This window comes from Neisseria sp. CCUG12390 (assembly GCF_047837985.1).
Lineage (GTDB): Bacteria > Pseudomonadota > Gammaproteobacteria > Burkholderiales > Neisseriaceae > Neisseria.
Genome location: NZ_CP181244.1, coordinates 669171 through 681667, shown reverse-complemented (window position 1 = coordinate 681667; position 12497 = coordinate 669171). Strand labels below are relative to the sequence as shown.

Genomic DNA, 12497 nt, shown 5'->3' with positions numbered 1-12497 from the left:
TCCTTTCAAGGCCGTCTGAAACACGGTTACTGCTCTTCATGCCATTTGTTGCCATCGCGCGCCAACAGTTCGCGCGCCGCTTCAGGCCCCCACGAATGGGCGGGATAGCTGTGCGGTGCTTGTGTATTTTGTGCCCAGTTATCCAAAATCGGCATAACATATTCCCATGCGGCTTCCAGTTCGTCTCGGCGGTTGAACAAGGCCAGTTTGCCGTTGATGACATCGAGCAGCAGACGCTCGTATGCTTCCGGACGGCGGCCTTCCAATTGTTTGTCCAAATCAATCGTCATCGGCGTAACTTCGACACGGTTGCCCGCACCCGGGGTTTTGACCTGCGCGCACAAACGCACGGAATCAAACGGCTGCAATTCAATGACCAAACGGTTGGCAAACGGCTGGCTGTTCGGAAAAATATGCTTGTCCAAATCACGGAAATTCAACACGATTTCCGCCACTTTTCCGGCCATGCGTTTGCCGGTACGCAGATAAAACGGCACGCCTTTCCAGCGTTCGTTTTCGATTTCGGCTTTGATGGCGACATAGGTTTCGGTAAAGCTGTCGGCCGGAACATTCAACTCTTCCAAATAACCGTTCATACCCTCGGCTGCCGCATACTGGCCGCGCACCACGTTTTCGTTGACCGATTCGACAGTCAGCGGTTTCAACGCTTTGATGACTTTCACTTTCTCGTCGCGAACATCATCGGCATCCAGACTTTTCGGCGGCTCCATCGCGGTCATACACAGCATCTGCATCAAGTGGTTTTGCACCATGTCGCGCAATGCGCCGGTGATGTCGTAAAACTCGCCGCGCTCTTCCACGCCCAATTGCTCGGCAATGGTTAATTGCACGCTCTTGATGTATTTGTTGTTCCACATCGGTTCGAACATCACGTTGGCAAAGCGCAATGCCAATACGTTTTGCAGGCTTTCCTTGCCTAAATAATGGTCGATACGGTAAATCTGCTCTTCTTTGAAATACCGGCCGACATCGTTGTTGATCTGCTGCGAAGACGGCAAATCCGTACCCAGCGGTTTTTCCAAAACCACGCGCACATTGTCGGCATTCAAGCCGACCGACGCTAAATTTTCACAGGCTTGGGCAAAGAATTTGGGGGCGGTGGAAAGATAAACGACCACATTTTCGGTCTCGGTGCGGGATTTGACTTTTTCGCCCAATTCGGTGAAATGTTCGGGGCAGGTGACATCGACAGTCAGGTATTCGATGCGCTTGATGAAAGATGCCCATTGTTCTTCAGAAAAATTCTGTTTCACATGGATTTTTGAGTTGGTTTCGACCTTGGCCAGAAAACTTTCCGTATCCATTTCGCTGCGGCTCACACCCAAAATCCGGCCTTGCGGATTCAGCAAGCCGGCGACGTGCGCCTGATACAGGCAAGGAAGCAGCTTGCGCATGGCCAAATCGCCCGTTGCACCGAACAACACCAAATCAAAATTCGTTTGAATACTCATTGTTTCATCTTTCATCAAGAAGAGGCTTAATGCCATTTAAAAATATTTTATCGATTCCACAAACCTTAACGTGACAAATTTCCGAAAAATCAGATACATTGCAGCATATTGAAAACCGGTCGCGTTTATCGGTGAAAAATCCAGCAAAACCTGCAAACTAGTAGTAATACTACACACCGCTACAGATTTTGTCTATCTCCATTTCCATAATTTATTTGACCTAGTTTAAATTTTCCTCACATTCACCATTACAGTTTCTTACAAACAGCAAAAACCAAGACTTACATCAAATTTCATGCAGATAAATCAGATTTTGTGTAACAAAATTACAATACTTATACTATAATATAATCCATTCCGATCCGAATTATTTCAGACGGCCTTAAGCAGCCGGCTACACAAAACCAAACCGCACCGACTACTAAAAAAGGAGCCATACATGAGCCACACTCCTATCCACCCCAAGCTCGAGGAAATTACCCGGCGCATTATCGACCGCAGCCGGGAAACGCGCGCCAAATATTTGACCAAAATCCGCGCGGCCAAGCAGCAAGGCCGTTTGGAGCGCAACCAATTGGGTTGCAGCAACCTTGCCCACGGCTACGCATCCATGCCCAAAAGCATCAAAATCGAAATGCTGCGGGAAACCGTGCCCAACTTAGGCATCATCACCGCTTACAACGATATGGTTTCCGCACACCAGCCGTTTAAAGATTTCCCCGACTGGATTAAAGACGAAGCGCAGAAAAACGGTGCGACCGCGCAAGTCGCCGGCGGCACGCCCGCCATGTGCGACGGCATTACACAAGGTTATGCCGGTATGGAATTGTCTCTGTTCTCCCGCGACGTCATCGCCATGAGTACCGCAGTCGGCATGTCGCATCAAATGTTCGACGGCGGCCTGTATATGGGCGTGTGCGACAAAATCGTCCCCGGCCTGATGATCGGCGCGCTCTCGTTCGGCCATATTCCTGCCGTGTTCCTGCCTGCCGGCCCGATGGCCAGCGGCATCAGCAACAAAGACAAAGCGCGCACCCGCCAACTGTTTGCCGAAGGCAAAGTCGGCCGCGACGCCTTGCTCGAAAGCGAAATGGGTTCCTACCACAGCCCCGGCACCTGCACCTTCTACGGCACCGCCAATTCCAACCAAATGATGATGGAAATGATGGGCGTGCACCTGCCTGCCGCTGCGTTTGTACACCCTTATACCGATCTGCGCGAAGCCCTCACTCGCTACGGTGCGGCGCATTTGGCGCAAGGCATCCGCAACGGCACCGCCCTGCCTTTGGGCGAAATGCTGACGGAAAAATCGTTCATCAACGCCCTTATCGGCCTGATGGCCACCGGCGGCTCGACCAACCACACCATGCACTTGGTGGCGATGGCACGCGCCGCAGGCGTGATTCTGAACTGGGACGACTTCGATGAAATTTCTTCTATCATTCCGCTGCTGATCCGCGTCTATCCGAACGGCAAAGCCGACGTCAACCACTTTGCAGCCGCAGGCGGCCTGCCGTTCGTCATCCGCGAACTGCTCGACGCCGGCCTGCTGCATGATGACGTGGACACCGTTGTCGGCCGCGGTATGCGCCGTTACACGCAAGAGCCTTTCCTGATTGACGGCAAACTGGAATGGCGCGAAGCCCCGACCGAAAGCGGCAACGACGACATTTTGCGCAAAATCGACAACCCGTTCTCACCCGACGGCGGTTTGCGCCTGATGCAGGGCAACATCGGCCGCGGCGTCATTAAAGTATCCGCCATCCGCGAAGGCTGCCGCGTAATCGAAGCGCCGGCCATCGTGTTCAACGACCAGCGCGAAGTTTTGGAAGCCTTCGACCGCGGCGAACTCGAACGCGATTTCGTGTGCGTGGTGCGTTATCAAGGCCCGCGCGCCAACGGTATGCCCGAGCTGCACAAACTGACCCCGCCTTTGGGCATTCTGCAAGACCGAGGTTTCAAAGTCGCGCTTCTGACCGACGGCCGCATGTCGGGTGCATCGGGCAAAGTCCCTGCCGCGATTCACATGACCCCCGAAGCCCTGATGGGCGGCGGCATCGGTAAAATCCGCACCGGCGACTTAATCCGCTTCGATTCCATAACCGGCAAATTGAGCGTATTGATTAATGAAGCCGAATGGGCGGCGCGCGAAGTCGAGCAAATCGATTTGAGCGCGAACCAGCAAGGCTGCGGCCGCGAGCTGTTCGCCAACTTCCGCGGCATGACCAGTTCGGCGGAAACCGGCGCCATGAGCTTCGGCGGCGAATTTGCCTGAGCATAAAAAGTTTCAGACGGCCTTGTCGTTCCGCTATGCAGAAGGCCGTCTGAAAACAACCGGATCGGATTGACAGACAAATCTTTAATCCCGGCAAGATTAAACTGCCCGAAACAACCGTTCCCCAATTTAAACAACCGCTTTCAGACGGCCTGCCCGAACAGTTCTCCTCCCCGAGGCCGTCTGAACATTCCACAAAGTATTATTTTTGCAAGGAACAAAACATGTCTGCAACACTCACCCCTCGCGAAATCTTAAGCGCAGGCGCGGTTATCCCCGTGATGGCGATTGACGATTTATCCACCGCCGTCGATTTGGCGCACGCTCTGGTCGAAGGCGGCATTCCGACGCTGGAAATCACCTTGCGCACCCCCGTCGGCGTGGATGCCATCCGCCTGATTGCCAAAGAAGTGCCCAACGCCATCGTCGGCGCAGGTACGGTGACCAACCCCGAACAGCTCAAAGCCGTGGAAGACGCGGGCGCGGTATTCGCCATCAGCCCGGGCTTGCACGAAACTTTGGCCAAAGCCAGCCACCAAAACAGCATTCCGTTGATTCCGGGCGTGGCCACACCGGGCGAAGTCCAACTGGCATTGGAACACGGTATCGACACTTTGAAACTGTTCCCTGCCGAAGTTGTCGGCGGCAAAGCCATGCTGAAAGCCCTTTACGGCCCGTATCCCGACATCCGATTCTGCCCGACCGGCGGCATCACGCCGGAAAGCGCACCGGAATACTTGGCTCTGCCGAACGTCTTATGCGTCGGCGGCTCGTGGCTGACCCCGAAAGACGCAGTGCAAAATAAAGATTGGGACACCATCACGCGTTTGGCAAAAGAAGCGGCGGCTTTGAAACGCTGATGGTTTCTTAGGAATATGACAAAGGCCGTCTGAAACTTTCAGACGGCTTTTTTTGACTGTTACGAAACTCGGATGAATTCAGGGAAATTAACGCACGTTTTCTGTTTTAAAAAGTTCTCGGGCTACAACTCAAAACTGAAAAGGCCGTCTGAAAAAGTACCGGAATCCTAATTTGACAGCGGTACTTTTCAGACGGCCTTTACCATCCATTCTTTATTTCGGAATCACCAGAAAATTAATCAGAAATTCTTTAAACACAAAACCCAGCACACCGAAACCGAGTACGAAAAACAGCATAAACATGCCGAATTTTCCGGCCTTCGATTCCTTGCCCAACTTGTAAACAATAAAGCCCAAAAAAAGTATCAGACCCGTCAGACAGATTCTCAATGCCCAAGTGGAGAAAACGGCCTCATCCATGTGTTTTTCCTTTTGATTTCCGTGATGTTTTCAGATGGCCTGCCGTATTTTGCAAGGCCGTCTGAAAACAAAGATAAGTATTGAATAACGGCATTATAGGACTAAGCCAAAGCCTGTTGCAAATCGTCAATCAGGTCATCGGCATATTCCAAGCCGACCGACAGGCGCACCAAACCCTGACGGATGCCCGCCGCCAGCTTGTTTTCCGGCGACATACGCGCGTGGGTGGTCGTCCACGGGTGGGTAATGGTCGAGCGCACATCGCCCAAATTCGCGGTACGGGAAAACACGTTCACGCTGTCGATGACTTTCCAAGCCGCTTCTTGGTTTTCCAGCTCGAAACCGACCACAATGCCGCCGCCGTTCTGCTGGCGTTCCACCAGTTCGCGCTGCGGATGGTCGGGCAAACCGCTGTAATACACGGCTTTGACCTGCGCTTGCGTCCGCAGCCATTGCGCCACTTTCAGCGCATTGGCGAACTGCTTTTCCATACGGATGGAAAGCGTCTCAATGCCGCTCAGCAACTCAAACGAATTAAACGGCGAAATCGCCAGGCCGCACGAGTTGGCATACACCGCCACCTGCGCCATCAACTCTTCCGAACCGGCCAGCACGCCGCCGGCCACACGGCCGTGGCCGTCAATCGCTTTGGTAGCCGACTGCACGGAAATATCCGCGTCGAACATCAAAGGCTGCTGGCCGAACGGCGACATCAGGCTGTTGTCCACCGCGAGCAACGCGCCGTTTTCGTGCGCCAAATCCGCCAAAGCCTGCAAATCCGCCACTTCGCCCAGCGGATTGGACGGCGTTTCCAAGAAAAACAGTTTGGTATTCGGCTTCACCGCCGCCCGCCATTCCTCAATGTCAACGGGCGAAACATAAGTCACTTCTATGCCGAATTTTTTGACTACCGTATCGATAAAGCCGGCGGTGGTTCCGAACAGGCTGTAACTCGACACCACATGGTCGCCCGCACTCAAAAAGGTGAAAAAAGCCGCGTTAATCGCCGACATGCCGCTGGACGTAGCGACCGCACGTTCCGCCCCTTCCAATGCCGCCAGCCGTTTTTCAAAAGCCGCCGTGGTCGGATTGGCGGTGCGGGTGTAGGTGAAACCTTTGACCTTTTTGGAAAACAAGTCCGCCGCGTGCGCCGCCGTCGGCCACATGAAGCTGCTGGTCAGAAACAGGGCTTGGTTGTGTTCGTTGTAGGCGGTTTGCTCTTTGCCGGCGCGGATGGCCAATGTTTGCGGATGGAGTTTTTTCGTCATGTCGGAATCCTAACTTTTAAGGCCGTCTGAAAATAAAAAAAGCAGCGTTGCGTCTGCTCAATCGGCCTGCGGTTAACTTGTGAATATTTTGCGCCGATTTCTGTTCGGTTTCAAGGTAAAACACAGCGGAATCGGATGTTTCATCTTCAGACTCAAACCGAATGCGGTAACGGCATTTTTAAATGACTCAAGGCCGTCTGAAAACCGATAGAGCAGGTTTTCAGACGGCCTGAATATCCGTATCACTGATACCGTCTGCCGTTGTGTTCCAGCCAACCGTCGACATGGCGGCCTTGCGGATCGTGATGCGTCCAATGAATGACGCCGCCTTGCGCCGACCATTCGTATTCGCCGTAAAAGCGCACGGTGTCGCCTTTTTTCAAACCTTTGATTTTATCCGCCAAATCGATGTTGTGCGCCACCAATAGGGTTTGCCCGCCGGATAATTTCAAAATAAAGCGTTGGTGGCGCGAGCCTTTGTTGTCGTCGGGCAGGGTTTTGGTGACCACGCCTTCGCCTTCTATCTGCACGTCGTTGCGCCGCTCTTCGAATGCGCGTTGCAAAACCGCTTCTGCATGGCCGTCCTGCGTATGCGCACCCGAACGCTGCGCACCTGTTTCAGACGGCCCCGACTGCGTCTGCCCCTGCCGCATCTCCTGCGGCGCGTCCTGCCATTGTTGATAACCGAAAAACGCCGCAACGGCAACGGCAATCCAAATCCACTTATTCATTCAGCCTACTTTTCGCGTTTGTATTTCATTTCGTATTTCAAGTCGGACAACACTTTTTTGACATTGTGTTCCAGCAAATCCTCCACCAAAGCGGGCGCCTGCTCGCTTAAGGTCTGCTGCAGATTATAAGAAAGCAGCGCCATCTGCTTTTGCAGGGCGACGCGGATCATGCCGTTGACCGCATCGGTAACATGCGGGCGCATCCGTTTGATCAAGCGTTCGGCCAATTCCTGTTCCGATACGCAAAACACTTCCCTGCGGCCGATGGCTTGCGGATTCAATACATTGATGTTGACGATGATTTTTTGATCCGCCGCATCGTCAAGGCCGTCTGAAACCGCGTTTTCACCGGTATTTTCAGACGGCATGTCTTCAACGGTTTGCGGTTCGGGAAATTCGACGGTTTGGCGTTTGGGATTCAGCCATACGGTGCGGGTGGATTCGATCTGTTTCTCCGACGCGCGCATCTGCAAAGCATTTTGCGCACTCAGCCAGTTTTCCTGCAGCAACACCATATCATCGGTTTCGATGTCTTCATGCTGCGCCACTCCGACATTGTGTTCCTCCTGCCATTTGCGCATGTATTCCTGCAAAACCTTATCGCGCGATTTTTGGTCGAGTTCATACGATTTTTCGGCTTTGGCGGCAGTATGCGGCTCTTTCGACTCGCGGATTAAGGGGGCATGGGTGTAGGGCGCGTTGATCTGGCGGGTTTGGCGCAATTTTTCCAACCGGCTTTCCCAGTCGAAACCGTTTTCCGTTTGTGGTGAAGCGTTCGGCTTGTTCGTATCCATTTTTTATCTCACTGCAATATTCCGTTTCGCAATCAAACTGCTTGATTTGCTATAATGCGGCATTCTATCAGATTCCCAAGGAATACACATGAACAGCATCGAGCAGCGTTTGGAATTTTTGGAAGAGTCAAACGAAGTTTTGCGTATGCAGAACCACGTTTTGGCCACCGCACTCAAAGGCCTGATCCGCGCCCTGCCCGGCGACATTGCGCAAGACGCGGTCGAGTCCATCCAACTGGCTTTTGAAGACGCCCTGGCGGAACTCAATTACGAAGACAGCCCGCACACCGATTTGTTCCACGATGTCACTTACGCGTTTTTCCGCGAAAAAGAGCGTTGATTCAACCGCATAAACCGCAAAACTTTGCGCGGCTGCCTGCCCGCAACTGTAAACTTATGCTAAAATCGCACTTTCGTTTTATTCCGACCCACCAAATTTAATAGAGGAAACCCACCATGAACATGAAAAAATGGATTGCCGCAGCCATCGCCTGCTCCGCACTGACTCTGGGCGCATGCGGCGGCCAAAGCAAAGACAGCGGGTCGGCCGCTCCTGCCGCCGCCGACCCGAACAAAACGTACCGCGTGGCCATGAATGCCGAATTTGCCCCGTTCGAATCATTGGATTCGGCCGGCAAAATCGAAGGTTTCGATGTCGATTTGATGAATGCCATGTCCAAAGCGGGCAATTTCAAAGTCGAATTCAAACACCAGCCTTGGGACAGCCTGTTTCCGGCCTTGAACAACGGCGATGTCGACATCGTGATGTCCGGCGTAACCATTACCGACGACCGCAAACAGTCTATGGATTTTACCGATCCGTATTTTGAAATCACCCAAGTCGTTTTGGTACCGCAGGGCAAATCCATCAGCTCTTCGGAAGACTTGAAAAACCTGAATAAAGTCGGCGTCGTGACCGGTTACACCGGTGATTTTTCCGTGTCCAAACTCTTGGGCAACGACAACCCGAAAATCGCCCGCTTCGAGACCGTGCCTTTGGTGGTGAAAGAGTTGGAAAACGGCGGTTTGGATGCGGTGGTGAGTGATAGCGCAGTAATTGCCAACTATGTGAAAAACAACCCGACCAAAGGTATGGATTTCATCACCCTGCCTGACTTTACCGTTGAAAACTACGGCATCGCCACCCGCAAAGGCGACGAAGCCACCGTCAAAATGCTCAACGACGCGCTGAAAAAAGTACGCGAAAGCGGCGAATACGACCAAATCAAAGCCAAATATTTTGCAGACGAAGCGAAGAAATAAATCTGGCTTGAACAGTTAAAATCACGGTAAAGGCCGTCTGAAAAAATATTTCAGACGGCCTTTTGTTATTTTCATGGATTGCCGCTATTCGGTATCGGTTACCGGCAATTCCGCCGACCCCATGCGCCGCAGGATGATGTTGGTTTTGCCGCGCAGGCGTTTGCTTTTCGGGTTGTCGGCATAAAACAGCGGTGCGGGCACGCGTGCGGCGAGCTTGGCGGCCTGCTGTTTGGTCAGATCCGACGCCGGTTTTTTATAGAAATGCCGTGAAGCCGCTTCCGCCCCGAACACGCCGTAATGCCATTCGATGGTGTTGAGATACAGCTCGAAAATACGGTCTTTGTCGGTAACGGCTTCCATCATCGCGGTAATGGCGGCTTCTTCGGCCTTGCGGATGTAGCTGCGGCTGTCGTTGAGAAACAGGTTTTTCGCAAGCTGCTGGCTGATGGTCGAACCGCCGGCCTTCACTTCGCCGCTTTTCTGATTGCGCTTGATGGCGTTTTGAATACCGCTCCAGTCGAAACCGTCGTGTGCGGCAAATTTGGCATCTTCCGAAGCAATCAGGGCTTTTTTCAGATTAGTGGAAATGCGTTCATACGGCACCCAGCGGTAATCCAAGGCCACGTCGCGGCCTTCGTCGCGGAACTGGCTCATGCGCATACCCATAAACGCACTTTGGTGCGGCGCGACGGCGCGGTAAGTGATGATGTTGCCGTAAACATAAGCATTAAAAAAAATAAAGGCAGCCACCGGCAATGCAATCAGCCATTTGAATATGCGCATCACAAGTCTTTCATATATTCGAACACAGTCTTGATGTCCGGCTCGAAGCCGCGCCACAACTGGTAGGAAAACGCGGCCTGTCCGACCAGCATACCCAAGCCGTCGGTGGTTTTCCGTGCGCCCGATTCGGCAGCGAATTTCAGAAACGGCTCGGACTCTTTGCCGTAAACCATGTCGTAGGCCAGTTCGCATTGTCCGAACACGGCAGGCGCGATGTCGGGCAGTTCGCCGCTCAAGCCGCCCGACGTGCCGTTGATGATGATGTCGAAACCGTTTGCCGGCAATTCGTTCATGGTAACGGCGCGGATACCGAAACGCTCGGCTACTTCTTCAGCTTTGGTATGGGTGCGGTTGGTGATGACGATTTCCGCCGGCCGATGGCTCTGTAAAACAGGAATCACGCCGCGCACCGCGCCGCCTGCGCCAATCAGCAATACGCGTTTGCCTGCTACGGGCACGCCCTGCGCCTGAATAATGTCGTTGACCATGCCCACGCCGTCGCTGTTGTCGCCGCGGAATTTACCGTTTCCCAACGGAATGATGGTATTGACCGCACCCGCAGCCAAAGCGCGCTCGGAATGTTCGTCCACAAAATCGAAGGCGTCCAATTTAAACGGCACGGTCACGTTCGCCCCCTGCCCGCCTGCGGCAAAAAAAGCGGCCGCGGCTTCGGCAAATCCGCCGATTTCGGCATAAATACGGTCATAATCGATGGCAACATTTTCCTGTTTGGCAAATTGCTGATGGATTTGCGGCGATTTGCTGTGTTCGACAGGATTGCCGAATACGGCGTAACGCGGTTTGCTCATGGCTCGGACTTTCTTCAATAATCAGGCAAAAGCGTTATTATAACGGGATTTTGTCAGGATTAAAGCGGATTTGCGTTAAATGACGCAAGTTGCGGTCCGACTGTTTTCAGACGGCAAATTGTTGACAATCAGGCCGTCTGAAACTATATTCCAACGATTCGGTTTGCGTTATCCAAACGAAACGCGCCTGCCTGTTCCCGAGTATTTTTCAGACGGCATCAGACGTGCCCGAACCCGTTCCGAACCGCTGTTTGCACGCGTTCAAACGTGATAAAATACCGCCGTCCGATTTTAAAACCGCGCTGCAATTATTTCCCATTTAGGAGCTTGAACATGTCGATTAAAGACGTTGTAAAACTGATTGAAGAAAGCGAAGCACGCTTCGTTGATTTGCGTTTTACCGATACCAAAGGTAAACAGCACCACTTCACCATTCCGGCGCGCATCGTGCTGGAAGACCCCGAGGACTGGTTTGAAAACGGCCAAGCCTTCGACGGCTCTTCCATGGGCGGCTGGAAAGGCGTTCAGGCTTCCGATATGCAGCTGGTTCCCGACGCGTCCACCGCATTCGTTGATCCGTTTTTCGACGACACGACCGTTGTCCTGACCTGCGACGTCATCGACCCTGCCGACGGCAAGGGCTACGACCGCGACCCGCGTTCCATCGCCAAACGTGCCGAAGCCTATCTGAAATCCTCCGGTATCGGCGACACGGCGTTTTTCGGCCCCGAGCCGGAATTTTTCGTGTTTGACGGTGTGGCATTCGAAACCGCCATGCACAAAACCCGTTACGAAATTACGTCCGAAAGCGGCGCATGGTCGAGCGGCGCACATCTCGACGGCCAAAATACCGGCCACCGCCCGATGGTAAAAGGCGGTTATGCACCTGTCGCACCGGTTGACCAAGGTCAGGATTTGCGTTCGGCCATGGTGAACATTTTGGAAGAAATCGGCATTGAAGGCGAAGTGCACCACGGCGAAGTGGGTACAGGTTCGCAAATGGAACTGGGCACCAAATTCGGCACGCTGGTACGCCGCGCCGACCAAACCCAAGACATGAAATATGTGATTTGGAACGTTGCCCACAACTTCGGCAAAACCGCCACGTTCATGCCCAAACCGATTATGGGCGACAACGGCAGCGGTATGCACGTCCACCAATCCATCTGGAAAGACGGCCAAAACCTGTTTGCCGGCGACGGCTACGCAGGCTTGAGCGAAACCGCTCTGTACTACATCGGCGGCATCATCAAACACGCCAAAGCCCTGAACGCGATTTGTAATCCGTCGACCAACTCCTACAAACGCTTGGTTCCGCACTTTGAAGCCCCGGTAAAACTGGCTTATTCCGCGAAAAACCGTTCCGCCTCCATCCGCATTCCGTCGGTCAACAGCGTGAAAGCCCGCCGCATCGAAGCGCGCTTCCCCGACCCGACCGCCAATCCGTATTTGTGTTTCGCCGCCCTGCTGATGGCCGGTTTGGACGGCATCCAAAACAAAATCCACCCGGGCGACCCTGCCACGAAAAACCTCTACGACCTGCCGCCGGAAGAAGACGCTTTGGTACCGACCGTCGCCGCTTCTTTGGAAGAAGCCCTGGCCGCATTGAAAGCCGACCACGAATTCCTGACCCGCGGCGGCGTGTTCAGCCAAGACTGGATCGACAGCTACATCGCCTTCAAAGAAGAAGACGTGCGCCGCATCCGCATGGCACCGCACCCGCTGGAATTTGAAATGTACTACAGCCTGTAATTTCTGGCAGTAAAACCGATTAAGGCCGTCTGAAAAAGTTTTGTGCGAATCGAAACGGTTTCAGACGGCC

Annotated in this window: 13 protein-coding genes; 6 read left to right on the top strand and 7 right to left on the bottom strand. The window is 53.3% G+C overall.

Annotation, left to right across the window (positions count from 1 at the left end; genetic code table 11):
* Nucleotides 1-26 precede the first annotated feature (26 nt).
* Nucleotides 27-1472 carry a glucose-6-phosphate dehydrogenase gene (gene zwf, locus ACM67E_RS03120; RefSeq protein WP_416192166.1) on the bottom strand — a complete coding sequence of 482 codons (1446 nt, stop codon included), beginning with the start codon at nt 1470-1472 and terminating at the stop codon, nt 27-29.
* 439 nt (nt 1473-1911) lie between these two features.
* On the opposite strand from zwf, the gene edd reads away from it, so the two are divergent.
* Nucleotides 1912-3747: a phosphogluconate dehydratase gene (gene edd / locus ACM67E_RS03115; RefSeq protein WP_416192165.1), complete on the top strand. Its 1836-nt coding sequence runs from the start codon at nt 1912-1914 to the stop codon at nt 3745-3747.
* A 224-nt stretch (nt 3748-3971) separates the two neighbouring features.
* Nucleotides 3972-4607: a bifunctional 4-hydroxy-2-oxoglutarate aldolase/2-dehydro-3-deoxy-phosphogluconate aldolase gene (locus ACM67E_RS03110; RefSeq protein ID WP_416192164.1), complete on the top strand. Its 636-nt coding sequence runs from the start codon at nt 3972-3974 to the stop codon at nt 4605-4607.
* 213 nt (nt 4608-4820) lie between these two features.
* Here the strand turns inward: ACM67E_RS03110 and ACM67E_RS03105 are convergent, their stop codons facing one another.
* The 4 genes from ACM67E_RS03105 to ACM67E_RS03090 form a co-directional block, all read right to left on the bottom strand.
* Nucleotides 4821-5027 (bottom strand): DUF2788 domain-containing protein, encoded by a 207-nt coding sequence (locus tag ACM67E_RS03105; RefSeq protein WP_416192163.1) that lies wholly within the window; start codon nt 5025-5027, stop codon nt 4821-4823.
* Nucleotides 5028-5128: 101 nt separating this feature from the next.
* Complete coding sequence (gene metZ / locus ACM67E_RS03100) at nt 5129-6295, bottom strand: O-succinylhomoserine sulfhydrylase (RefSeq protein WP_416192162.1); 1167 nt, start codon at nt 6293-6295, stop codon at nt 5129-5131.
* Between the two features lie 242 nt (nt 6296-6537).
* Nucleotides 6538-7026, bottom strand: a complete 489-nt coding sequence (locus tag ACM67E_RS03095; protein ID WP_416192161.1) for a DUF3465 domain-containing protein — start codon at nt 7024-7026, stop codon at nt 6538-6540.
* Nucleotides 7027-7031: 5 nt separating this feature from the next.
* Complete coding sequence (locus ACM67E_RS03090) at nt 7032-7820, bottom strand: hypothetical protein (protein ID WP_416192160.1); 789 nt, start codon at nt 7818-7820, stop codon at nt 7032-7034.
* An 88-nt stretch (nt 7821-7908) separates the two neighbouring features.
* Between ACM67E_RS03090 and ACM67E_RS03085 the strand changes: the two genes are divergently transcribed.
* Both ACM67E_RS03085 and ACM67E_RS03080 read left to right on the top strand, forming a co-directional pair.
* Nucleotides 7909-8160 carry an NGO1151 family protein gene (locus ACM67E_RS03085; protein ID WP_416192159.1) on the top strand — a complete coding sequence of 84 codons (252 nt, stop codon included), beginning with the start codon at nt 7909-7911 and terminating at the stop codon, nt 8158-8160.
* A gap of 116 nt (nt 8161-8276) precedes the next feature.
* Nucleotides 8277-9083 carry a transporter substrate-binding domain-containing protein gene (locus ACM67E_RS03080; protein ID WP_416192158.1) on the top strand — a complete coding sequence of 269 codons (807 nt, stop codon included), beginning with the start codon at nt 8277-8279 and terminating at the stop codon, nt 9081-9083.
* A gap of 84 nt (nt 9084-9167) precedes the next feature.
* Here the strand turns inward: ACM67E_RS03080 and mtgA are convergent, their stop codons facing one another.
* Together mtgA and aroE are read right to left on the bottom strand one after the other, a co-directional pair.
* A complete protein-coding gene (gene mtgA, locus ACM67E_RS03075; protein WP_416192157.1) occupies nt 9168-9869 on the bottom strand; it encodes a monofunctional biosynthetic peptidoglycan transglycosylase in 702 nt (233 codons plus the stop codon).
* The gene (aroE, locus tag ACM67E_RS03070; RefSeq protein WP_416192156.1) at nt 9866-10675 is read right to left on the bottom strand and encodes a shikimate dehydrogenase; all 810 of its coding nucleotides are present in this window, start codon (nt 10673-10675) and stop codon (nt 9866-9868) included. Before aroE ends, mtgA begins: the two co-directional genes overlap by 4 nt.
* A gap of 79 nt (nt 10676-10754) precedes the next feature.
* Here aroE and ACM67E_RS03065 point away from each other — a divergent pair, with 79 nt between their 5' ends.
* Nucleotides 10755-10946: a hypothetical protein gene (locus ACM67E_RS03065; RefSeq protein WP_416192155.1), complete on the top strand. Its 192-nt coding sequence runs from the start codon at nt 10755-10757 to the stop codon at nt 10944-10946.
* Nucleotides 10947-11008: 62 nt separating this feature from the next.
* Nucleotides 11009-12427: a type I glutamate--ammonia ligase gene (glnA, locus tag ACM67E_RS03060; RefSeq protein ID WP_416192154.1), complete on the top strand. Its 1419-nt coding sequence runs from the start codon at nt 11009-11011 to the stop codon at nt 12425-12427.
* Nucleotides 12428-12497 lie beyond the last annotated feature (70 nt).